Origin of the sequence: Pseudonocardia sp. DSM 110487, assembly GCF_019468565.1 — a bacterium.
Taxonomy (GTDB): domain Bacteria; phylum Actinomycetota; class Actinomycetes; order Mycobacteriales; family Pseudonocardiaceae; genus Pseudonocardia.
Genome location: NZ_CP080521.1, coordinates 10,043,199 through 10,065,640 on the forward strand (window position 1 = coordinate 10,043,199; position 22,442 = coordinate 10,065,640).

Annotated in this window: 22 protein-coding genes; 9 read left to right on the forward strand and 13 right to left on the reverse strand. The window is 72.7% G+C overall.

The window, feature by feature from the left end:
- The first annotated feature begins 81 nt into the window (after nucleotides 1-81).
- Nucleotides 82-936: a fumarylacetoacetate hydrolase family protein gene (locus K1T35_RS46935; protein WP_220258075.1), complete on the forward strand. Its 855-nt coding sequence runs from the start codon at nucleotides 82-84 to the stop codon at nucleotides 934-936.
- Nucleotides 936-1,691: an SDR family NAD(P)-dependent oxidoreductase gene (locus tag K1T35_RS46940; RefSeq protein ID WP_220258076.1), complete on the forward strand. Its 756-nt coding sequence runs from the start codon at nucleotides 936-938 to the stop codon at nucleotides 1,689-1,691. Before K1T35_RS46935 ends, K1T35_RS46940 begins: the two co-directional genes overlap by 1 nt.
- Nucleotides 1,692-1,778: 87 nt before the next feature.
- Here K1T35_RS46940 and K1T35_RS46945 read toward each other — a convergent pair whose 3' ends face one another.
- Together K1T35_RS46945 and K1T35_RS46950 are read right to left on the reverse strand one after the other, a co-directional pair.
- Entirely contained in the window at nucleotides 1,779-2,870 is a 1,092-nt protein-coding gene (locus tag K1T35_RS46945) for a glycosyltransferase (protein ID WP_220258077.1), read from the reverse strand.
- Between the two features lie 72 nt (nucleotides 2,871-2,942).
- On the reverse strand, nucleotides 2,943-3,530 hold the full coding sequence (locus K1T35_RS46950) for a peroxidase-related enzyme (protein ID WP_220258078.1): 588 nt from the start codon (nucleotides 3,528-3,530) through the stop codon (nucleotides 2,943-2,945).
- A gap of 74 nt (nucleotides 3,531-3,604) precedes the next feature.
- On the opposite strand from K1T35_RS46950, the gene K1T35_RS46955 reads away from it, so the two are divergent.
- Nucleotides 3,605-3,904: a hypothetical protein gene (locus K1T35_RS46955; RefSeq protein WP_220258079.1), complete on the forward strand. Its 300-nt coding sequence runs from the start codon at nucleotides 3,605-3,607 to the stop codon at nucleotides 3,902-3,904.
- 13 nt (nucleotides 3,905-3,917) lie between these two features.
- On the opposite strand, the gene K1T35_RS46960 is transcribed toward K1T35_RS46955, so the two are convergent.
- From K1T35_RS46960 to K1T35_RS46970, 3 genes are all read right to left on the reverse strand, one after another.
- Complete coding sequence (locus K1T35_RS46960) at nucleotides 3,918-5,795, reverse strand: hypothetical protein (RefSeq protein WP_220258080.1); 1,878 nt, start codon at nucleotides 5,793-5,795, stop codon at nucleotides 3,918-3,920.
- A gap of 255 nt (nucleotides 5,796-6,050) precedes the next feature.
- Complete coding sequence (locus K1T35_RS46965) at nucleotides 6,051-6,251, reverse strand: DUF3311 domain-containing protein (protein ID WP_255621406.1); 201 nt, start codon at nucleotides 6,249-6,251, stop codon at nucleotides 6,051-6,053.
- 81 nt (nucleotides 6,252-6,332) lie between these two features.
- Nucleotides 6,333-8,156: a phosphoenolpyruvate carboxykinase (GTP) gene (locus K1T35_RS46970; RefSeq protein WP_220258081.1), complete on the reverse strand. Its 1,824-nt coding sequence runs from the start codon at nucleotides 8,154-8,156 to the stop codon at nucleotides 6,333-6,335.
- A 357-nt stretch (nucleotides 8,157-8,513) separates the two neighbouring features.
- Between K1T35_RS46970 and K1T35_RS46975 the strand changes: the two genes are divergently transcribed.
- From K1T35_RS46975 to K1T35_RS46985, 3 genes are read left to right on the forward strand one after another with little or no spacing between them, the layout of a single operon-like run.
- On the forward strand, nucleotides 8,514-8,939 hold the full coding sequence (locus tag K1T35_RS46975; protein ID WP_220258082.1) for a hypothetical protein: 426 nt from the start codon (nucleotides 8,514-8,516) through the stop codon (nucleotides 8,937-8,939).
- Nucleotides 8,936-9,592, forward strand: coding sequence for a TetR/AcrR family transcriptional regulator (locus K1T35_RS46980; RefSeq protein ID WP_255621407.1), 657 nt, complete (start codon nucleotides 8,936-8,938; stop codon nucleotides 9,590-9,592). The genes K1T35_RS46975 and K1T35_RS46980 overlap by 4 nt, the downstream gene beginning before the upstream one ends.
- A gap of 30 nt (nucleotides 9,593-9,622) precedes the next feature.
- A complete protein-coding gene (locus K1T35_RS46985; protein ID WP_220258083.1) occupies nucleotides 9,623-11,065 on the forward strand; it encodes a TIGR03560 family F420-dependent LLM class oxidoreductase in 1,443 nt (480 codons plus the stop codon).
- On the opposite strand, the gene K1T35_RS46990 is transcribed toward K1T35_RS46985, so the two are convergent.
- Nucleotides 11,055-11,987 carry an NADP-dependent oxidoreductase gene (locus tag K1T35_RS46990; RefSeq protein WP_220258084.1) on the reverse strand — a complete coding sequence of 311 codons (933 nt, stop codon included), beginning with the start codon at nucleotides 11,985-11,987 and terminating at the stop codon, nucleotides 11,055-11,057. The two genes, K1T35_RS46985 and K1T35_RS46990, sit on opposite strands and share 11 nt — an antisense overlap.
- 73 nt (nucleotides 11,988-12,060) lie before the next feature.
- Here K1T35_RS46990 and K1T35_RS46995 point away from each other — a divergent pair, with 73 nt between their 5' ends.
- Nucleotides 12,061-12,477 carry a helix-turn-helix domain-containing protein gene (locus K1T35_RS46995; protein WP_220258085.1) on the forward strand — a complete coding sequence of 139 codons (417 nt, stop codon included), beginning with the start codon at nucleotides 12,061-12,063 and terminating at the stop codon, nucleotides 12,475-12,477.
- Here the strand turns inward: K1T35_RS46995 and K1T35_RS47000 are convergent.
- Complete coding sequence (locus tag K1T35_RS47000; RefSeq protein WP_220258086.1) at nucleotides 12,452-13,975, reverse strand: MFS transporter; 1,524 nt, start codon at nucleotides 13,973-13,975, stop codon at nucleotides 12,452-12,454. The genes K1T35_RS46995 and K1T35_RS47000 overlap by 26 nt on opposite strands.
- Before the next feature lie 97 nt (nucleotides 13,976-14,072).
- Here K1T35_RS47000 and K1T35_RS47005 point away from each other — a divergent pair, with 97 nt between their 5' ends.
- Complete coding sequence (locus K1T35_RS47005; RefSeq protein ID WP_220258087.1) at nucleotides 14,073-14,615, forward strand: TetR/AcrR family transcriptional regulator; 543 nt, start codon at nucleotides 14,073-14,075, stop codon at nucleotides 14,613-14,615.
- Between the two features lie 217 nt (nucleotides 14,616-14,832).
- On the opposite strand, the gene K1T35_RS47010 is transcribed toward K1T35_RS47005, so the two are convergent.
- The 6 genes from K1T35_RS47010 to K1T35_RS47035 form a co-directional block, all read right to left on the reverse strand.
- Entirely contained in the window at nucleotides 14,833-15,114 is a 282-nt protein-coding gene (locus K1T35_RS47010; RefSeq protein ID WP_255621408.1) for a hypothetical protein, read from the reverse strand.
- Between the two features lie 219 nt (nucleotides 15,115-15,333).
- The gene (locus K1T35_RS47015) at nucleotides 15,334-16,710 is read right to left on the reverse strand and encodes a metallopeptidase TldD-related protein (protein WP_255621409.1); all 1,377 of its coding nucleotides are present in this window, start codon (nucleotides 16,708-16,710) and stop codon (nucleotides 15,334-15,336) included.
- The gene (locus K1T35_RS47020; protein ID WP_220258089.1) at nucleotides 16,707-18,221 is read right to left on the reverse strand and encodes a TldD/PmbA family protein; all 1,515 of its coding nucleotides are present in this window, start codon (nucleotides 18,219-18,221) and stop codon (nucleotides 16,707-16,709) included. Before K1T35_RS47020 ends, K1T35_RS47015 begins: the two co-directional genes overlap by 4 nt.
- 9 nt (nucleotides 18,222-18,230) lie before the next feature.
- A complete protein-coding gene (locus K1T35_RS47025) occupies nucleotides 18,231-18,482 on the reverse strand; it encodes a hypothetical protein (protein ID WP_220258090.1) in 252 nt (83 codons plus the stop codon).
- Nucleotides 18,475-19,260 carry a hypothetical protein gene (locus tag K1T35_RS47030; protein ID WP_220258091.1) on the reverse strand — a complete coding sequence of 262 codons (786 nt, stop codon included), beginning with the start codon at nucleotides 19,258-19,260 and terminating at the stop codon, nucleotides 18,475-18,477. The genes K1T35_RS47025 and K1T35_RS47030 overlap by 8 nt, the downstream gene beginning before the upstream one ends.
- A 76-nt stretch (nucleotides 19,261-19,336) precedes the next feature.
- Complete coding sequence (locus K1T35_RS47035; protein ID WP_220258092.1) at nucleotides 19,337-21,142, reverse strand: DUF2339 domain-containing protein; 1,806 nt, start codon at nucleotides 21,140-21,142, stop codon at nucleotides 19,337-19,339.
- Between the two features lie 420 nt (nucleotides 21,143-21,562).
- Here K1T35_RS47035 and K1T35_RS47040 point away from each other — a divergent pair, with 420 nt between their 5' ends.
- Nucleotides 21,563-22,426, forward strand: coding sequence for a glycosyltransferase family 2 protein (locus K1T35_RS47040; protein WP_255621410.1), 864 nt, complete (start codon nucleotides 21,563-21,565; stop codon nucleotides 22,424-22,426).
- Nucleotides 22,427-22,442 lie beyond the last annotated feature (16 nt).

The window sequence follows — 22,442 nt, forward strand, 5'->3', positions numbered from 1 at the left end:
CGTCCGGTCGATCTCGGGCCATGCGACAGGTAGGTTCCCTCCCGGACATCAGATCTTTCGCTCGACGCTCTAGGAGCCGCGATGAAGCTCGCTCGCCTCGGACCAGCCGGAGCCGAGATCCCGGCGCTCGTCACCGACACCGCCACCTACGACCTGCGCGGGCTCGCCCGCGACATCGACGGCGGTTTCCTCGCCAGAGGTGCGGTTGCCGATGTGCGCGCGGCCGCAGAGGCGGGATCGCTCCCGGTGCTGGAGGGCGCCGCGGACCTGCGGACCGGCTCACCGATCGCCCGTCCCGGCGCCGTGATCTGCATCGGGATGAACTACGCCGCGCACGCTGCCGAGTCCGGGGCCGCGCCGCCGGAGAACCCGGTGATCTTCTTCAAGACGCCGAACACGGTCGGCGGACCGAACGACGACGTCGCCATGCCGCGCAGCGAGCAGGCCAAGGTCGACTGGGAGGTCGAGCTCGGCCTCGTGATCGGCAGCACCGCCGCCTACCTCGAGTCGCCCGAGCAGAGCCTCGCCCACGTGGCCGGCTTCGTGCTGGCCGACGACCTGTCCGAGCGTCACGCCCAGATCGAGATCTCGGGCGGTCAGTGGAGCAAGGGCAAGTGCGCCCCCGGGTTCTGCCCGACCGGGCCGTGGCTCGTGACGCCCGACGAGGTGGATCACGGCAACCTGCGCCTGCGCAGCTGGGTGAACGGCGAGCCGCGCCAGGACTCCACCACGAAGGACATGATCTTCGACGTCGAGTTCCTCGTCTGGCACCTCTCGCAGTACATGACGCTCGAGCCGGGCGACCTGGTGATCACCGGCACCCCGCAGGGCGTCGCCCTCTCAGGGCGCTTCCCGTTCCTGACCGCGGGTGACGTGGTGGAGATCGAGATCGAGGGCCTCGGCCGGCAGCGCCACACCCTGGTCGAGGGCCGCTGATGGCGGGCGAGTTCGACGGGCTGGTCGCGGCCGTCACGGGCGGCGCGTCCGGGATCGGGGCGGCGATCGCGCGCCGCCTGATGGCCGACGGCGCCCGCGTCGCCGTGCTCGACCGGGACGTGAGCAACCCACCCGATGGCGCGCTCGCCGTGCAGGCCGACGTCACCGACGACGCCTCGGTGCGGGCCGCCGTGGATCGCGTGCTGCAGGAGTGGGGCCGGCTCGACGTCCTGGTGAACAACGCCGGAATCGGGGCGCAGGGCACCGTCGCGGACAACCCCGACGACGAGTGGCACCGGGTGCTGGACGTCAACCTGCTCGGAATGGTCCGGGCAACGCGGGCCGCCCTGCCGGCGCTGCGCCGGTCCCCGTCCGCCGCGATCGTCAACACCGGCTCGATCGCCGCGACGGCCGGCATCCCACAGCGTGCGGTGTACAGCGCCAGCAAGGGCGCCGTGCACGCCCTCACCAGGGCGATGGCGGCCGATCACCTCGCCGAGGGGATCCGGGTCTGCGCCGTCGCACCAGGCACCGCCGACACCCCGTGGGTCGGGCGGCTTCTGGAGCGCGCCGACGACCCGGCCGCCGAACGCGCCGCGCTGGAGGCACGCCAGCCCCACGGGCGGCTCGTGTCGGCCGACGAGGTGGCAGGCGCGGTTGCCTACCTGGCCGGCCCGCGCTCGACCTCGACCACCGGCATCGTGCTCGCCGTGGACGGCGGGATGCAGGAGCTGCGGCTGCGCCCGAAGTCGTAACCGCTCACACGCGGACCACCCCTCCTCCGGTGGTCGAGTAGCGCCGGCCCTGGGGCGCCGGCCCTACTCGACCACCGGAAGCAATTGTCATGCGGTGGCGGCGTCCAGGTCTCCCTCCACGATCTCGGCAGGGTGGAGGTCGGGCGCCCCGGTCAGCAGCCGCTCGAGGCGCTCGGCGAGGGCGTCGATGCCGAAGTGCTCCTGGGCGATCTTCTGGTTGTGGTCGAGGAGGGCCGGGTCCGGACCGGCCAGCCACGCGTCGAGCTGCGCGGGGTCGTCGACGGGGAACCAGCGGAAGCCGAACGCGCGGAGCTCCGCCGCCACCGGGAAATCGGCCACGACCGTGGGCTTGCGGTGCAGTGCGGCCTCGATCAGCGGGAGCCCGAAACCCTCCCACGACGACGGCAGCACCACCGCGTCGCATGCCGCGTACGCGGCCGCCATGGCCATGCCGTCCGGGAGCCTGCGGCGCACCGGCACCCGCGCGCGTTCCAGCAGCCGGGCCAGATCGTCGGCGTAGCCGTCCTCCGCGGGGCCGGTGAGCCAGAAGGTGGCCCCCAGCGCCTCCGCGATCGCGAGGCCGACGTGGACGTTCTTGCGCGGGATGGCCCGCGTCGGCTGCAGGATCAGCACCTCGGAGCCCACGCCGAGCGCGGCACGGGCGGGGCCTCGTGCCTCCGGACGGGGCAACTCGGAGAAGCCGTGGTAGATCGTGTTGGCCGCGATCCCGCGGCGGGCAGCGAGCTCGGAGCGAGCGAGCTCGTTGACCGTGACGTGCCGCCATTCGGGGTCGTCCGGCGGCCACGTGGTGATGTCGGCGTACCGCTCGCGTTCCCACGGCAGGTCGTGGTGGCGCAGCACGGCGGGACGTCCGCGCAGGTACTCCGCCACCGCCTGGCCTGCGGCGATGTTCATCGGCAGCGAGCAGATGTTGTCGGCGATCACGACGTCGGCATCGTCCAGTGCGGCGCCGAGCGCGTGCCGCGACGGCGGGAGCGGCGCGTCGAGGGCGAGGCCGGGGACCGTCACGTCCGGATCGCCGTCGCCGGCGACGGTCCGCACCCGCATACCGAGGCGTTGCAGCGCGGTGGCCCACTGGGCCGCCGTGACCGACACTCCGTCGGCCATACCCAGGCGGTAGGAGACGATTGCCGCCCTTTTCCCGAACAGGTTCGCCATCACCTGATCGTCTCCGTTCTCGGTCACAACCACGTGTACTGGCGGTTGCGCGCACGTGCGCGCGGGGCGATCTCAGCCCCGGGGCAGCCTTCCCATCAGGTAGAACTCCGGGTTCGGGCGCAGCGCCGTGAGGTGGGCCAGTCGGTTGGACATCGCGAACAGCGCCGTGATGGCTCCGACGTCCCAGATCTCCTCGTCGCTGAGCCCTGCCGCCCGCGCGTCGTCGAGCTCGGCATCGGTGAGGGCCGCGGAGTCGGTGGCGACCAGCAGCGCGAGGTCGACGATCGCCCGCTCACGCCTGCTCAGCTCGACACCCCACGGGTTGCTCGCCACCCGGTCGGCTATCTCCGGGTCCTTCGTGCGGACGCGCAGGATCGCCCCGTGGGCCACGATGCAATAGGTGCAGTGGTTCGCGCCGGACGTCGCGACGACAACCAGCTCCCGCTCGGCCTTGCTCAATCCGTCGTCGGAGTCCATCAGCGCGTCGTGGTAATCCAGGAATGCGCGCAGCTCCGCGGGCCTGCGCGCCAGAGCACGGAACACGTTCGGCACGAAGCCCGCCTTCTCGGCTACAGCGCCCACCCGCGCACGCAGGTCTTCTGGCATGTCCTCCAGCTCGACGTGGCCGAACCGGCTCACCGGGACCGCTTCTGCTGTCATACCCCGAAGCTAACGCTCCTGCCTTTCCCCTCATAGCGCTCGACTCGGGCCCGTCCAACCGGGACGATGCGGGCATGGCCGTGCCCGAGGAGATCCGCATGCGGCTGTCGCACTGGTGCGCCGCGCGTGTCCCCGCTGGGGAGCGCGACCACCGCCAGATCGCCTACACGATCCACGGTGACGCGATCACGATCTTCGAGCGCAGGCCGCCCGCGTACCCGGAGCTCGGCCCCGCATGGTCGGCCACCCCCGTGGCTCGGCTGCTCCGCAGGACCGACGGGTGGCAGCTGGAGCGCCCGGCCGGCCGCGGCGGGTGGCGGCGCGACGCGACCGGGAGCGATCCGATCACGCTGCTGGACAGCGTGAGCGCCTGAGCCCGGTGGTCGCTTAGGCGCCTGCCTGCCCCACTGGTGTCGCGGCCCTTGCCGAGCCACCGTTGAAGGGGACGACCCGGCCGCCTGCCGGGCGGCCGCGGATCACCAGAGCCGAGGCGCGCTGCAGCACGCTCAGCAGCGTGGGGCTGTCGCCGCTGGCATCACCCGGCCCGGTCACGGCGACGATCCGGGGCGCCACGGCGCTGAGCAGCAACCGCTCCACGCCGAGGCCGCTCGCACCCAGCACCAGCACGACGTCGGCGCTGTCGGTCGGGGGGAGTGTGGAGAGCAGCGGCTCCACCGGCACGAACGACACGAATCCGAGCGCGGCGGGCGCGGTCTCGGCGAGTGCCGTCCATGCGGCCGCGAGACGCGGGGCGCCCTCCTCGAGGCGCTGCAGCAACAGCACGCGCAGCTGGTCGTCGCGCTGCTCCCGGCGGGCGGCGCCGAGCGCGTCGACGGCGGCCGCGTAGCCGCGCACGTCGCGCTCGCGCAACGCCGTGACCGCACGCTCGTGCTCGGGCGCCGTGGCGGTGACAGGGCTCAACCCGGCCAGCGCATCGGCCATCCCGTCGAGCCGCCGGGCGGCGTCGACCCCCGAACCGTGCACCGCGAACTCGAGTACACCGGTCGCGATCTGCCTGGCGGCGTCGACGTCGGGTACCGCCAGCGGCGAGTCGGCCGCGAGGAACAACACGTCGTGGCGGAGGGCGCCCACCGAGCGGGCGGCGGTGGCCACCCTGCGCAACCCGTCGGTGATCTCGGCCAGCTCGTTCTCGTCGGCCGGGATGGGCACGCCGAGCTCGGCGCATGCGGCGTCGACGCGCGCCTGGCGCTCGACGAGCTCGAGGTACTCGAGCACCCGGTCGATGTCCTCCACGCTCTCGGGCAGCCGCATCCCGATCCGCACGGCGTCGAGCACCGGCTGCACGTCGCGCTGGGCGGCCGACCTGAAGTACGAGCGCGAGCGGCCACCCATGGCGAGGAACTCGCGGTAGCGGGCGAGGGTCTGCAGCGCACCCGGCGGAGGCGCCGCCGTGAACGACACGGGCGGGGCGGAGCGGGTGCGGTCGAGAACCGTGCTCACCTCCGCCGTGTCCTCGATCATCCTGTCGAACACCGCGCGCTGGCGGCCGTAGATCAGCTCGGAGAGCAGTCGCCACGCCCACTCGTGCTCGCCGCGCGGCGGCATGGCGGCGAGCGAGCGGTCGACGCATTGCGCCACTGACGTGACGGCGGCGCGGCGATCCTCGTCGAGGTTGGCGAGGAGCGTGGGCAGCATCCACTCACCGTCGCCCGCGGCCTCCGAGCCCGCGGCGAGCGCGCACAGCTGTGCGACCTCGCCGGCGTCCGGCAGAGCCGTCTCGGGCGGGAGGAGCTGGTCACCACGCGCTCGGCGCTCCGGCGTCGAGGTGGCGAGGAGGCGCCTCAGCTCACGCAGCTCCGCGGGCGGGAGACCGGGCAGGTGGGGCAGGGCACGGTCAGCGGCGTCGGGTGGCAGCGCGGCGCGGACGGCGGCGAGCTCGGCAGGCACGGCGCCCGTGACGACCACGCGCCGCCCGTCGGCGAGCAACGCGGCCACGGCACGGGCGGTGGCCGGCATGTCGAAGTCCTCGAGGACGACCAGCGTGTTGTCCCGGACCGCCGAGACCAGCGACGCCGCGTCCTCCACCGGTCTGCGGGGTGGTGGGGGGAGCTCGGCGACCGAGGCGGCAAGGGCCTCGGCGAGCCTGCGAACCCCCGGTGGCGAGTTGCCCACCGCGATCGCGTGGTGGATCTGCGTCTGCGCGTCGGTGGTGGACTGGTCCGATCCCGCCGCCGCGAGACGGTCCACGAAGACGGCGAGGTCGTCGTCCTCGCCGTTGTGGTTCGCCGGTCCGGCTTCGAGCACGTGGTCACCTCCGCTGCCACCGCCCGGGCAGTGGTCACCCTCGTATCGTGGGCGCCGTCCGAATGTTGCACTCGTGGAACACGGACGACAGCGGTCGGCCATCACGGAGCGCCGGAACGGCCGCTCGCGGCGGCGTCCGGCCACCCGATCAGGGCGCAGGCGCCGGATCCGTCGCCGTCGTGGCGACCAAAACGATTAAGACACATGAACGGTCGCTTATCACTCGATGAACGGCGCCTTTGATGCGGTGAACGGTCAGTTGCGTCCAGGTGGCTCACTATCCCGCCGCCGCGTACGGAGATGGACGACGCCGAGACACGCGACCGTGACCGGGATCCAGGCGAACTGCACCCAGTAGAAGAACGGCACCCCCGCGAGGCGTGGCTCCACGGAGTTGAACCACGGCGTCACGAGCGTGAGGAACGGCACGAGCAGAAGCAGGTGCCATCGAGTCACGCGGGGATCGTACGAGCCACCGCGCGAGAACGGCCCGTTCGTCCGACAGCTCCGGACGAACGGGCCGATCGCGGGAGCGAGCTAGGCGCCGAGGCGGAGCTTCAGCGCCTCCAGCTCGTCACGCATCGACGTGGGCAGGCGGTCGCCGATCTTCTCGAACCACTCCTCGATGAGCGGGATCTCCGCCTTCCACTCCTCGGTGTCGACCACGAGCGCCGCGTCGACGTCGGCAGCGGGCACGTCGAGGCCTTCGAGGTCCAGCGCGTCAGGGGTGGGGACGTACCCGATGGCGGTCTCGGTGGCGGTCCCCGTGCCCTCGATGCGCTCGATCGCCCACTTCAGCACGCGCGAGTTCTCACCGAAGCCCGGCCACAGGAAGCGGCCGTCCTCACCACGGCGGAACCAGTTGACGTAGAAGATCCGGGGCAGCTTGCCGGCGTCCGCCCCCTTGCCGACGTTCACCCAGTGCTGGAAGTAGTCGCCCGCGCTGTAGCCGAGGAAGGGCAGCATCGCCATCGGGTCGCGGCGCACCTGGCCCTTCCCTCCCTTGGCGGCGGCCGTCATCTCGCTCGACATCGTGGCGCCCATGAAGGTGCCGTGCTGCCAGTCCCGCGACTCCGTGATCAGCGGGACCGTGGTCTTGCGGCGGCCGCCGAAGAAGATGGCCGAGATCGGCACGCCCTTCGGGTCGTCCCACTCCGGCGCCACGACGGGGCACTGGGAGATCGGAGTTGTGTAGCGGGAGTTGGGGTGGGCGGCCGGTTTGCCCGAGTCCGGGGTCCAGTCCTCGCCGAGCCACGACGTCAGGTGCTCCGGATCACCTTCGAGGCCCTCCCACCACACGTCGCCATCGTCGGTGAGAGCGACGTTCGTGAAGAGCGAGTTACCTTTTTCGATCGTTCGCATTGCATTCGGATTGGTCTTCCAGTTCGTGCCCGGCGCGACGCCGAAGAAGCCGAACTCGGGGTTCACCGCGTAGAGCCGGCCGTCCTCTCCGAAACGCATCCACGCGATGTCGTCACCGATCGTCTCGGCGCGCCAACCGGGCACCGTCGGTTGCAACATCGCGAGGTTGGTCTTGCCGCATGCCGACGGGAACGCCGCCGCCACGTAGTACGCCTTCTCCTCCGGCGAGATCAGTTTGAGGATCAGCATGTGCTCGGCGAGCCAGCCCTCGTCGTGGGCGATCGCGGACGCGATCCGCAGCGCGTAGCACTTCTTCCCCAGCAGCGCGTTGCCGCCGTAACCGGAGCCGAAGCTCCAGATCTCCCGGGTCTCGGGGAAGTGGCTGATGTACTTCGTGTCGTTGCACGGCCACGGCACGTCCTCGTCGCCGGGCTCGAGCGGGGCGCCCACGGAGTGCAGGCCCTTCACGAACGATCCGCCCCGGTCGGCAAAGAGCGGCAGGATCGACGCGCCCATCCGGGTCATGATCTTCATCGACACGACCACGTACTCGGAGTCGGTGATCTCGACGCCCAGCATCGGGATCTCGGCCTCGGCCGGGCCCATGCAGAACGGGATGACGTACATGGTCCGACCGCGCATACACCCGCGGTAGAGCTCCGTCATCGTGCTCTTCATCTCGGCCGGGTCCATCCAGTGGTTGGTTGGGCCCGCGCCGTCCCGCTCCGCGCTGCAGATGAAGGTGCGCTCCTCGACACGCGCGACGTCGTCCGGGTCGGAGGCAGCCCAGAACGAATTCGGTTTCTTCGACTCGTTGAGCTTCACGAACGTGCCCGCCTCGACGAGCTGCGTCGTCATGCGGTCCCACTCCTCGTCGGACCCGTCACACCACACGACGCGGTCCGGCGTGGTGAGGTCCGCGACCTCACGCACCCAGGACAGCAGCTCAGCGTTCGCGGTGGGCGCTCCGTCGATCCCCGACACGGTCATCGCAGTCATATCGTCCTCGCTCCTCGCCGGCTTCCCCGGGCCTGGAAATGCTGCGCACACCCGACCCTGATTCGGGTGGGTGTGCTGTGAAGAGATGGGTGTCGACGGTACCTGTGAACAGCTATTCCATGCACGACGAGTGGCTGTCGGCTCACTCACAGGACCGATCAGGTAATCGATTCAGAAGAATCGAAAGCGCTTTCCCCTACATTCTGCTCCCGAGCACCAGGTCGACGGGTAGTTCATGGCGTCGCGGGTACCCGTCGGTGTGAGCGCCCACACCTGACGCACGGCCCACGACCAGTGGACCGCGCCGCATGGGCCGCGTAGTGTCTTGAACACGTTCAAAAATCCCGGGAGGGCCCGATGGAATCCGAGATGACCCAGTACATCGTGTTGCTCGCAGTGTCGGTCGGGCTGACCTTCCTCGTGGGCCGCCTCCTCGTCAGGGCAGGCGAGCCGTTCCTCCTGGAGGTCTTCCACGAGGAGAAGGTCACCCGGTCGGTCAACCTGCTGCTGTCGGTGCTGTTCCACCTGGTCACGCTGGGTGTCTTGGCGATCATCTCGGTCACCGACGTCGCCGCCGACAACGCCCTGCAGGAGTTCGTCGTCAAGCTCGGCGTGGTGCTGCTGACGCTCGGCATCGCCTACGGCATCTCGATGCTCGTGCTCATCCGGGTGCGCGAGCGCAGGCGCGCCTCCGAGATCTCCGAGCACGTCCAGGAGCGCCTCGCCGACCGCGGGATCAGCACCGTGCAGACCCACCCCGCGGGTGAGCAGGGCCATCTGTGACGACAGCTCGCGGGAGCACCCGCGACGCGATCGTGAGCGCCGCGCTCGAGCTGTTCCGCGAGCGCGGTTTCGAGGGCACGACGATGCGTGCGGTCGCCGAGCGCGCCGGCGTGTCCGTCGGCAACGCCTACTACTACTTCTCCTCGAAGGACGAGCTGGTCCAGGGCTTCTACGACCAGCTCGTCGCCGAGCACCGCGCGCTCGCGCTGCCGGGGCTCGCCGGGCACGCCGACCTCGCCGACCGGCTCGGCGCCACGCTCCATGCCTGGATCACGGTGGCGGAGCCGTACCGGGAGTTCGCGGGCCGCTTCTTCGCGGTGGCCGCCCAGCCCGGCAACCCGCTGTCACCGTTCAGCCAGGAGAGCGGTCCCGCGCGCGCGGCCGCGGTGGACCTCTACCGGGAGGTGCTCGCCGGAGCCAGGGTCGACCCCGACCCCGAGCTGGCGCGCGAGCTCCCCGAACTGATGTGGCTGCAGCACCTGGGGATCGTGCTGTTCTGGGTGCACGACCGCTCCGAAGGCGCCTCTCGCACTCGCATGCTCGTGGATCGCACGGTCCCGATGGTCGCGCGGCTCGTGCGGCTCTCGCGGCTGCCGGTGCTGCGCCCGCTCGGCCGCCAGGTCGTCGACCTGGTGCGGTTGCTGCGGAGCTAGGGGCACTAGGTGCGGCTGCCGTCGCCCTGCATGGTCGTGCTGGCTGGGCCTGTCGCATCCGGCAAGTCGACGTGGGCCGCGGAGCAGTTCCCGCCGGACGCGGTGGTGTCGAGCGACCGGCTCCGCGCGCTGGTCGGAGCGGGGGAGGATGACATCGCGGCCAGCGCCGACGCGCTCGCCCTGCTCGACGAGATCGTCGCCAGGCGCGCGGCACGCCGGTTGACCACGGTCGTCGACACCACCGGGCTCGACGCCGGGAAACGCGCGACCTGGCTGCGCCTCGCCCGCGAGCACGGCATGGCGTGTGTCGCCGTCGCGTTCGACACCCCGGCCGGTGTCTGCCGAGCACGCAACCGCGCCCGCCAGCGGCCGGTACCAGCCGCCGTGCTGACCGCGCAGCTCAAGGCGTGGCCCGCGGTGCGCGACGCGCTGGCCGGCGAGGGGTTCGACGAGGTGCTCGCGCCCGAGCCGGTCCGGGTGGTGCCGCAGACCTTCCTCGAGTCCGACGCGGCGGCGCACCGCCAGCAGGACGACCCCGTCGGGCTCCGGTTCGCGCTGCACATCGGGGAGTTCCGCGGCGGCGCCTCCGGGATGCGGCACCGGCTGCGCGAGATCGCGGGCGCCGCTGAGGCAGCAGGCTTCGACGCGATCTACGTGATGGACCACTTCCGGCAGATCCCGCAGCTGGGCCGGGCGTGGGAGGACTTCCCCGAGAGCTTCACCACCCTCGCGTGGCTCGCCGCGTGCACCGAGCGGGTCCGGCTGGGCACCCTCGTCACCGCCGTGACGCACCGCAACGTCGGGCACCTCGCCAAGATCGTCGCCACGCTCGACGTGCTCAGCGGCGGCCGCGCCGTCTGCGGCATCGGGCTCGGCTGGTTCGAGACCGAACACAAGGCGTACGGGTTCGGCTTCCCACCGCTCGCCGAGCGGTACGCCCTGCTCGAGGACGCGCTCGCGGCGCTACCGGTGCTGTGGGGGCCGGGAGGCAAGCCGTTCCGCGGGCGGGTGCTCGACCTGCCCGACACCTCCGGCTATCCACGGCCGCTCCAGGAACACGTGCCGATCGTGCTCGGCGGCGGGGGCGAGCGGCGCACTCTGCCGCTCGCCGCCCGCTACGCCGACGTCGCCAACGTGCTGGGTGACCTGCCGTCGGTCGCGCGCAAGGCCGCCGTGCTCCGCGAGCACTGCGCCCGCACCGGCCGCGCCGTCGAGCTGTCGCACCTCACCACCGCGCTGGTCGGCTGGGATAGCGCCGAGGTGGCCGCGCTCGTCGAGGCACACCGGCCACGGGCCGTCGACCCCGGCCGGTACGCGCAGCAGGTGCATGCGGGCACCGTGGCCGACCAGGTCGGACGGTTCCGGGAGCTCGCGGAGATCGGCGTGGCGGAGGTTGCGGTCCGCCTGCCCGACCTGCGCGACCCGGCCCCGGTGGCCCGGATGGGCGAGGTCATCGCCGCGTTCAAGGTGTGAGCACGAGGCGCCCCCGCAACCCGCCGGACGCCACCATTCGGTAGGCCGTTGCGGCGTCGTCGAGCGCGTGCACGCCGGCCACCCTCGTCCCGATGACCCCGTCCTCGACCATGCCTGCGAGCCGGCGCAGCCGGTCACCGTCGGCGCTGACGAGCACGGTGTGCACGCGGATGCCACGCAGCGGCGCGGGCGGCGGGGTGGCCACGAGGTGGGCGAATCCGCCCCCGTTGCGCACGGCCTCCTGCGCGGCGACCCCGACGAGCGCGGCGTCGACGACGCCGTCCACCCCGCCGGGCACCAGCTCCCGCACGGCGGTGGGCAGGTCGGCGCCCCGGGGGATGACGTGCTGCGCACCCAGCTCGCGGACGAGCGCTTCGTCGGCCGCGGCAGCGCCGGCCACGACCTCCAGCCCGCGGTGCCGGGCCAGCTGCACGGCGTACCCACCGACCGCGCCAGCGGCGCCGGTGACGAGCAACGTGGCTCCGGCCGGGAGCGCCAGTGCCTCGAGCGCCTGGTCTGCGGTGAGGGCGTTCAGCGGGATCGTCGAGGCCGCGACCGGGTCGAGGTCACGCGGGGCCGGCGCGATCGCCGAGACGTCCAGGACGACGTGCTCGGCGTGGGTCTTCAGTGGCCTCCCGAGCAGGTCGGACAGGCCGATCACCGCGGTGCCCAGCGGAATGTCCACGCCCGCGCCGACCGCCTCGACCGAGCCCGCCACGTCCCAGCCGAGACCGAGTTGGTCGCGCGGCGGCGTGAGCCCGATCCGGACGAGTCCGCCGCTCGCCGTGCCCACGTCGACCGGGTTCACCGCGGCAGCGGCCACCCTGATCCGGACCTGCCCCGGTCCCGGGTCGGGAACAGGGGTCTCGATCAGCTCGACCGCATCCGGCCCGTCGAGCCGCCGGGCCACAAGTGCACGCATGCGACCACTATCGGAGAGCTACTCTCCAACGTGAAGAAGGCACCTGGAAGTGCGTACCGCACCCGGAGGAGAGATGGCCACCCGAACCGCGAGTGAGCGCCGCGCGGAGGCGGCGCGCCGGTACGACGCGTACATCGCGTCCTGCCCCACCCGCCAGCTGCTGGACCGGATCAGCGACAAGTGGGTGACGCTCGTGCTGTCGGCGCTGGCGGACGGGCCGCGGCGGTACTCGGACCTGAGCAGGCGCATCGCGGGCGTCAGCCAGAAGATGCTCACCCAGACCCTGCGCTCGCTCGAGCGGGACGGGCTGGTCAGCCGGGCCGTTACGCCGTCGGTGCCGGTGCGCGTCGACTACACGCTCACCCCGCTCGGCGGCACGCTCATGCCGTTGCTGGCCCACATCAAGGAATGGGCGGAACACCACATGGACGAGGTCGCCGCAGCCCGCGCAGGCCACGACCGCCCTAGTTCCTCCGCGCCAGCCCCGTGAACACCGTCAGAGCGACGAGAACAAGCACGACGGTGCCGGTCAGCGCGGTGATCCCGACGGCGCCGGTGAACGCGGCGCGCGCCGAGTCCAGCAGCTCGGCCGCGGGCACCCCGGTGAGCCGGTCCGCGACGCCGACCGCTCCGCCCAGCGTCTCGTGGGCCGTCGCGGCGTAGGTCGGTCCGACGCTGCTCGGCACCTCCACGCCGGCGCGGTACACCGCCGAGAGCACGCTGCCGAGCACGGCCGTGCCGAGCACCGCACCGATCTCGTACGCCGTCTCGGACACGGCCGACGCGGCGCCGGCCCGGTCGGCGGGAGCCGCGGCGAGGATCGCGTCGTTCGTGACCGTCTCCGACAGCCCGATCCCGGCCCCGACCAGCACGCTCGCCGCCAGCAGCACGGCGACCGAGTGGTCGGCGCCCATGAGCGTGCACAGCAGGTACCCGGACGCGGCCAGCAACAGCCCGGCAGGGACCAGCGCACGCAGCGGGAACCGGCGGCCCAGCCGCGCGGCCGCCAGTCCGGCGAGCATCGTCATGACGAACCCGGGCAGCAGCACCAGCCCGGCGTCCATCGGCGTCAGCCCCCGCACCAGCACGAGATACTGCGCGGAGAAGAAGAGTAGGCCTGTGAGGGCGAACATCGTGGTGGCGTTGGCCAGCGCCGAGAGCCGCAGCACCGGGGAGGCGAACAGGGTGACGTCGAGCAACGGCTCCTCACCCGCGGCACGCCGGGCCTCCGCGCGGCGTACGAAGAGCACACCCGCGACGATCGCGACGAGCAGCGCGAGCGCCGCGATCGGGGTGATGCCGTCGTGTGCGACGAGCTTCACCGCGAGCACGGCGGGTGCCATCGCGAACAGGGAGAGCAGCACACCGAGCGGGTCGAGCCTTCCGGGGTGCGGCATGCGCGACTCCGGGAGCAGCGCAGGGGCGAGCCCGAGCAGGACCAGCATCACCGGCACGTTGACCAGGAACACCGAGCCCCACCAGAAGTGCTCCAGGAGGAGCCCGCCGACGATCGGGCCGAGCGCAGATCCCGCCGCGAACCCGGTGGCCCAGATCGCGACGGCGAACCTGCGCTGGGCCCGATCCCGGAAGAGGGTGCGCAGCAGCGCGAGCGTGGCGGGCATCAGCATGGCGCCGAAGAACCCGAGCAGGGCGCGGGCGGCAACGAGGTGCGCCGCGTCCGTGGCGAAGGCGGCGAGGAGCGAGACAGCGCCGAACCCGGCCACACCGACCATCAGCGTGCGGCGCCTGCCGACCCGGTCGCCGAGCGTGCCCATGGTCACCAGCAGACCCGCCAGCACGAGCGGGTAGACGTCCACGATCCACAGCAGCTGCGTCGCCGACGGCGACAGCGCGGCGCTGATCGCCGGCAGGGCGAAGCCGAGCACGGTGTTGTCGATCGTGACGAGCAGCGTGGGCAGGAGCAGCACGGCGAGCGCTGCCCACTCGCGGCGGCCGGCACGGGTGGGGCGGGGAGCGATGACGGTCAACGGTGTTCCTCGGAGTAGCGGGCCCTTCGACTGTACCGTCTAGACGGTTTGGAACGCCTGGTCATTCCCATCACGGCCGGCGGCCTAGACTCGCCGGGTGCCGAGCGCCCGTGACCGCGTGCTGGACGCCTACGAGACGCTGCTGATCGAGCACGGCGGTGCGGCCGTCACCCTCGATGCCGTCGTCGCGGCGGCAGGCGTGTCGAAGGGCGGGCTGCTCTACCACTTCGCGTCGAAGGAGGCCCTCGCCGCAGGCCTGCTCGGCCGGCTGCGTGAGCGCAGCGCGGCCGATGCCGAGGCGATCCGCAGCGCACCGGACGGCGCCGTCGCGTACTACGTCCGCACGTCAGCGCCCGGAGGCGCATCCCCCGGCGGCCTCACCCGCACCTACCTCGCCGTCCTCCGGCTCGCCGACAGCACCGCGGCCGGGCAGGCCGTCCGGGACGCACTCGCCGAGGTGGACGCCGACGGGTACGCCGCCCTGCTGGACGAGCTGCACGACCCGGTGCTCGCCTGGCTCGCGCAGCTCGTGGGCGACGGGCTCTACCTGCGCACGCTCACCGGCACCCCGCTGCCAACCGACCTGAGTGTGGACGACCTACTGGCCCGCATGCGCCAGTACGCGCCCAGGCAGGCGTAGCCGCGGACGAGGGATGCGTCGGAGGGCGGGCAGGGGCGCTCGCACACCGATTTCGGTGGCGGCACACCGACTGCTGTCGCTGTATGAGCGCAGAAGTCGGTGTGTGAGCCTCGCTACCGGGGCGCCAGCGGCGTCCTTCTGCATCTCGGATCGATCACCGGCGGCTGATCCCGTCCGCGCGCCCGCACCTGCTCGGGGCCGCGCCTGACCTGCAGAATCAGCGGCCCGCGACGACGGCCTCCCGGGCGATCACCGGGAGCGGGATGGGTAGCCGGTGGACCGTGACGTTCCAGTACCGGCCGTCCGGATCGCCGGCCCGCCATGCGTTCGCCAGCCGGGTGGTGGCGTCGGCGTCCACGCGGCGACGCGGCCGCGGACGCATGCCGCAGCGCCTTCGCACCTCTCGGTCCAGCGCCCGCCACGCGTCGTCCGCCGTGCTGTGCACGCTGACGGTGGCGGCTTCGTCCGCGTCCCCTACGAGCAGGGTGTATGCGCTCACAACCTCGAACGACACTCCTCGCCCCTTCCCGGTCCTACGACCCGGCGACGACGTCGGCGCTCTGTCGTCGAAGTAGTCAACGCCAAACCGGGCACTGCGGATGCTCGTTGGGACCGCGACGCGCCGACCGGTGCGCCGAGCGGGGTCGAACGGCTGTTCCCGCGGTGACGCCCGCCACGTCGGCTAGGCCGTTCGGGCGAGCCGCCGTTCGGCGATTCGTCAGCGCCCGAGCGACACCGACGACATGTTGAACTCCGGAACCCGGGCCGGCGGCATGGCCGTGCGCGTGAACCAGTCCTTCCACTCCCGCGGGATCGTGCGTTCGGTGGCGCCGACCTCGGTGGTGCGCCGCACCACGTCGAGCGGCGAGTAGTTGAAGCGGAAGTTGTGGTCGACCTCACCCACCACCTCGCCGCGCTCCACGAGGTAGACGCCGTCGCGGGTGAGCCCGGTGAGCAGCAGCGTCGTGGGGTCGACCTCCCGGATGTACCAGAGGCAGGTGAGCAACAGGCCGCGCTCGGTGCGGGCGACGAGGTCGGCGATCGAGTCCGTCGAGCCGCCGGTGAGGAGCAGGTTCTCGCCCGCAGGCGTGAACCGGGTGCCGAACTCCGCCGCCTCTGCGCGGGAGTAGACCAGCTCGCCGATCGTGCCCTCGCTGACCCACTCCGTGCGCCGGGTGGGCGCACCGTTGTCGAAGACCGAGATGCCCTCGCCGGAGCGGGTGGCGGTGACGAACGGCTCGTACTCGAGGCCCTGCGCGGACGGATCGCTGGCGAGCGTGAGCGGCAGGGCGGTGAGCTTCTCCCCGACGCGCGGCCCGTCCGGTCCGGCCAGCGCGCTGCGCCCCTCCTGCGCGGGCCTGCCCTCCATCGACCAGACGAGGTACACCATCAGGTCCGCGACGGCCGACGGCGGCAGCAGGGTCTCGTACCGGCCTGCCGGCAGGGTGACGCGCCGGGTGCTCCATGCCAGCCGCCGGTCGGCCTCCGCGGCGAGCGCGCGCACGTCGACGTCGGTGAAGTCGGCGGTGGACACCCCGGTCCACGCCGAGCCGTTCAGGTCATGGGTCTTCGCGTTCAGCTCCACGGAGCCGGTGGGCTGCACCCAGCGCCTGCGGACGCCGGTGGACGTGCCGAGCCACACCGTGGAGAGCTGGTGGGAGGCGAAGCCGTACTGGCGGTGCGGGCCTGCCAGCACGTCCGCCAGCCCTTCGGCGAACGCGCCGAACACCCCGATCGACGTCTCGACCGCGGGGTCCTCCCACGACGGATCGCCGCCGTCGGGGGCCGGCAGCGGTGCGGCGTCCTTCGCCGGCCCCGCGTCCCGCGCCGCGGCCTCGGCTGCGCGCACCAGCTGCTCGAGCTGGACCTCGTCGGTCACCGCGACGCTCGAGCTCACGACGCCGGCCGCGATGCCACCCTCGACCGCGACGAACGCGATCACGGTGGTGCGCCGGGATGTGGTGTGCCCGTTCGTCGTCATCGTCGAGTTGGCCCACCGCAGTGCCGCCTCGCTCGACTCGCGCACGAGCACGGCGCACCCGTGCAGGTGCCGCGCCGCGGACAGGGTGCGCTCGACGACCTCATGGGCCCTCACCGGCCCTCCTCCTGTGTGTTCAGCACGTTCACGCCGCGGAACCGGGCGGCAGGGCACCCGTGGCTCACCGCCGCGACCTGCCCCGGCTGGGCCTTCCCGCAGTTCATGGCTCCTTGCAGCTGCCAGGTGGACGGTCCGCCGACGGCGTCCATCGAACCCCAGAAGTCGGTGGTCGTGGCCTGGTAGGCCACGTCGCGCAACTGCCCGGCGAGCTTCCCGCCCTCGATGCGGAAGAAGCGCTGGCCGGTGAACTGGAAGTTGTAGCGCTGCATGTCGATCGACCACGACTTGTCGCCCACGACGTAGATGCCGCGGTCGACGCCCGCGATCAGCTCGTCCACGCTCGTGTCCCGCTCCGGGTCGGGCTGCAGAGACACGTTCGCCATCCGCTGGATCGGCACGTGGTGCGGCGAGTCGGCGAACGCGCAGCCGTTGCTGCGGTCGAGCCCGAGCCGCGGTGCGAACGTGCGGTCGAGCTGGTAGCCGACCAGCACGCCGTCGCGGACGAGGTCCCACCGGGTGGTGGCGACGCCGTCGTCGTCGTAGCCGATGGTGGCGAGGCCGTGCGGGACCGTCCGGTCGCCGGTGACGTGCATGAGCTCGGAGCCGTAGCGCAGCGTGCCGAGCTTGTCGGGCGTGGCGAAGCTGGTGCCCGCGTACGCCGCCTCGTAGCCGATGGCGCGGTCGTACTCGGTGGCGTGGCCCACCGACTCGTGGATGGTGAGCCACAGGTTCGTCGGGTCGATCACGAGGTCGTAGGCACCCGGCGCCACCGATGGCGCCTTCACCTTCTCGGCGAGCAGCTCGGGCATCCGGGCCAGCTCGTCGTCGAAGTCCCAGCCGGTGCCGGTGAGGTACTCCCAGCCGCGCCCGGCGGGTGGGGCCAGCGAGCTCATCGTCTCGAAGCCGCCCGCCGCGCGGTCGACGGCGGTGGCGACGACGGACGGACCGATCCGCACCCGCTGCTGGACGATGCTCGTACCCGCGGTGTCGGCGTAGAACTTGTTCTCCCGCACCTGCGATACGGCCGCGTGCACGTGGTCGACCCCGTCGGACGCGAGCAGCCGCCGCGACCACTCCGTGAGCAGCGCGACCTTGTCCCGCACGGGGACGGTGAACGGGTCGACGTCGTAGGCCGACACCCACTCCGCGCCTGCGTACACCGGCTCGTCGGCCCGCACGACCCGCTCGACGGCCACCGGCGCGAGCGTGCGCGCCACGTCGACCGCGCGCTCCGCGGTGGCGGCGGCGCGCTCCGGCGTGAGCTCGACGTGGGAGGCGAAGCCCCACACCCCGTCGACGATCACGCGGACCGCGAGGCCGACGGTGGTCGTGTCGCTGACGCCGGTGACGGAGCCGTCCCGCAGGTCGATCCCCTGGGACCGGATCCGTTCGACGCGCAGGTCGGCGTGCTGGGCGCCAAGCGCTCGGGCACGGCTCAGTGCGGCGTCGGCCAGCGCGGACAGCGGGAGCGCGCTGAAATCCTCCGGGATGATGCGATCGGCGGGCACCTGACCAACCTACTGATCTCCCGGGTCGTCGGGAGCGGAGAACCAGCCGCCCACCGGCTGCTCGCGGACGGTGGCATCCGGGCCGATCCGCAGCACCTGGTCGGCGAAGCGGTCGCCGTCGAGGTCGATCGCGACCACGAGATCGATGCCGTCGACGGTGACGAGGGTGTCCGGTGCGCCGTCGCCGTCGGTGTCGAACCCGGCACCGACCTCTGCTCCGATTTCCGGGGCCTCGTCCGGCACCCGCCCCGGCTCATCCACGGCTGCCTGCCCTCTCGGCGGCGAGCGCCGCCAGCTCGCGGTCGACGGCGGCGCGCCTGCGGAGCACGGCGGCGTCCAGCGCGGCGGAGGCGCCGGGTTCGAGCTCGACGAGCCTGCGGTCCAGGTCGGCCTCGATCGCGGCGGCCGCCGCCCCGACGACCTGCTCGAACCTGCGGTGCAGGCGGTCGCGTTCCGCCGCGATCCGCCGGGCGCGGGCCGCGACGACGAGCACGGTGAGGGCCACGCCGACGGCGAGCGGCGCGAGCGCGGGACCACCGAGCGCCGGCAGCCCGACGAGCGGCAGGACGGCGATGGGGAGAAGGGCGAGCCGCCCGAGCGCCGCCGCATCGATCACGCCGGCGAGGAGCGTGGGGCCGGATGGCGCGGGATCCGGGGGTGGCGGCGGACCCGGCGGACGCGGCGCGGGCAGGCGAGGCCAGCCGGGCTCCATGTCGAGCCCGCGCTCGGTGGCGATACGGCGCAGTGGCGGGCTCAACTCAGCCGCCCATCGGGCCGCGACCGTCGCCGCGATCGTGTTCACCGCCGCCGTGACCTCCTCGAACAGCCGGTCCCGCGCGCTCCGATCACCGCGCCGGACGTGCTCGGCGGCCTCCCGCCGCAGCGCCGCGAGTTCGCCGGAGGCGTCGCGCGCGGCCGCGAGGCGGCTCAGTGCCAGGCAACTCCGCAACTCGCCGCGGTGACCACCGGCGAGCCGCTCTCGCAGTTCGCGCAGCTCGCGGCGGCGGGCCAGCACGGCGTCGGCGTAGCGGTCCGGCATGGCAGGCAGGCTGCCAGCCGCACGCGGCGTCGGGGCGGGATCGGGCCGGAACGTGTGCGGGTGCGAACGCTTTCCCCTACCTCGCGGCGTCGGGTTCGGCTTCGGCTTCGGCCACGAGGCGGGCGTACCGGGTTCCGGCCGCGAGCAGGACGAGGCCCGCACCGAGGAACGCCGCCACGCGTGCCAGCCCGTCGAGTGCCACGAGGTCGAACAGCACGAGCTTGGCCACCGCGGCCGCGACCAGCACCATTCCGGCGACCCGCAGCGCGGGCCTGCGGATCCCCCTGGCGAGCAGGACGAGCGCCATCACCGTCCACGACACGCTGACGAGCGCGTGGCCCGCGGTGAAGCCGGTGCGGTCGTCGGACACGAGCAGGGCGAGCGTGACCACGAGCGAGGTCGCACCGTAGAGACCCACGAGGCCGACCGGCACCCACAGCGGGGCGGATGCGGGATCCGAGCGCACCAGCCCGGCCCGTGCCCCTGCCACCAGCAGTGCCACCGCGAACACCAGCACGAGTGCCGACACCGCGACGCCGACGACGAGCGGACCGGTGCCCGGGCCGGCATAGGCGAACGCCGGGTGGTGGACGAGGCCCTCGAGCGGGGCGTCACGGCCGAGTGCGATCAGCACCGCGACCACGCCGTACGCCGTGCCGATCGCGAGCGGCAGGCGGGCCCGCAGCTGCGCCGCCAGCACCGTGGCGACGATCGCATGGCCGAGCAGCACGACCGTGGCCGTGGATCCATCGAGGGCGACGAGCGTGGCCTGGAACAGCGCCACCGCGGCGGCGGCGATGGCCACCACCCGCACCGAACGGCTCGTTCCCGGCACCGCAGCGAAGGCGGCGAGCGCGACCACCGCGACCGCGGCGACGGCGGCGCCGCTCCACCCACCCCGCACGAGCGAGCTCACCAGCACCGGTATCGGCGCCGCTGCCACCAGCGCGCCCACCGAACCGGCCGGCAGCACCCGTGCCGCGGGTAGCGCGGTGGCGAGGGCGGCCACGAGCACACCGATCGCGACGGCGACGGTGGGCACGCGTTCCGGCTCGTCCGCAATGGCTCCCACGACCGCCCCGTACAACACCGGGCCTGCCGCCGCGACGAGCGCGAGCACCGACCAGCGCCGCCGCAGCACCACCGGCAACGCCGCGAGCTGCAGCGCCAGCACGAGCGCGACCAGCAACCAGCCCCACACGAGGACGGGGGCGAGCACAGCGGCACCGACCACCACACCGCCGCCGAGCAGCTGGGCCTGCCACCGGTCGGCGAGCCCGAGCCCGCCGGCCGCAACCACGAGCGCCACCAGCAGCGCGGGCGTCGGCGCCAGGAACCCGTATAGCGCGGTGGCGGCCGCCACCGTGAGGTAGAGCGTGGCGAAGCCGGTGCCGGCCAGTGCGAGCGCACCGACGCGGGCATCGACCTTCCGATGCAGGCGCAGCGCGAGACCGATCAGCACGCCACCGAGCAACGCGCCACTCGTCACCCGGCCCTCCGGGCTGAACCAGCCCCTGGACGCCGCGAGCGCAAGCAGCAGGACGACGCCGAGCAGCGTCACGCCGCCACCGGTCCAGGCGAGCACCCGGGCGCCCGACATCTGCGATCGCGGTCGGGGCGCCCGCGGCCCGCCCCCGGGGGCCGCGGGCGCCTGTACCGACCCGCCCGTCCCCCACGGGCCGGGCCGTCCATGGGCGACCGGCGCCGTCGCGCCTGGCGCGGGCGGCGCGGACCAGCCGGGTGCTCCGGGGAACCCCTCCGTCCCCGGAGCACGCGTCGCGTCCACGGCCCGCAGCCGCAGCAACTCGGCGCCCAGCCCGTCGAGCCGCCTGCCCAGCAGGTTCAGCTCGGCCGCCAGCGCCATGTACGGATCGGTGCCCATGGCGAGAATCATTCGCGCTCGGGCAGCCCGGCGGATTCCGTAGCGCTACCTGCCCCGGGTCACGAAACGGTAACGGCAACTGGGGGTCGGCGGCGCGTCCTCAGACCCCGCACGAGCCCCAGCGGGCACAGTTACGGGGAAGACCAGCTGCTCCCCGCGCCGCCACCCGCCCGAGTGACGACGTCGCGCTGGGTGCGGGGCCGCGCCGCGCGGGGGCGGCGCGGCCCACTCGGCAGAGCGATTCGAAGAAAGGGGCAACCACTCAGCGCTTCCGTGCGTCATCAAGAACGTGACCACGGTCCAGCGCACAGCGACGACCCACCGGAGCGACAGCCCATCCGGGCGACCCGCTCCCCATGACCCGCAACCCGTGCGGGACGGCCTCGTTGTCCCGTTGGAGCGGACCCGTCTGGAGGATGTGTGAGCGCCGTTTCATCCGCCCGTGCGGCCGCCTACGGCGGCCCGGCTCCCTCCGAGCTGCACGCGCAACGCCCGACACGCGTGCCGCGGCCGCACGCGCAGCGCAGCCGCACGCCGTTCCCCACCGTCTCGGTGGTCGTCCCCACCCGGAACGAGGCGCGCAACCTCGAGATCGTGCTCCCCGCGATCGCAGCGGTGCGTCCCACCGTCCACGAGATCATCGTTGTGGACGGCGATTCCACCGACGGCACGGTGGAGACGGCCAAGCGGGTGCTGCCGTGGGTCCGCGTGATCAAGCAGACGCGCAAGGGCAAGGGCAACGCCATGGCCTGCGGGTTCACCGCTGCTACTGGTGACGTCATCGTCATGTTTGACGCCGACGGGTCCGCCGACCCGTCCGAGATCCCGGCGTTCGTCGCGGCACTGGTGGCGGGCGCGGACTTCGCCAAGGGCAGCCGGTTCACCCCGGGTGGCGGCAGCGACGACATCACGCTGCTGCGCAAGAGCGGCAACGCGGGTCTCAACGGCGTCGCCAACGCGCTGTTCGGCACCAGCTACACCGATCTCTGCTACGGCTACAACGCCTTCTGGGCAGACCTGCTCCCGCTGCTCGACCTTCCTCCGATCGACGCACCCGCTCCGGCCGACGGAATGCTCTGGGGCGACGGCTTCGAGATCGAGACGGTGCTCAACTGCCGGGTCGCCGCGGCCGGACTGAAGATCACCGAGGTGCCGTCGATCGAGCGGCAGCGGGTGTTCGGGGATACCAACCTGCGCACCTTCGCCGACGGCGCGCGCGTGCTGCGTACCCTTCTGGCCGAGCACCGGCGGGCAGACCGCCGGAAGTCCGACCGCCGCAGCTGAGCCGCGGTCGCCCGGT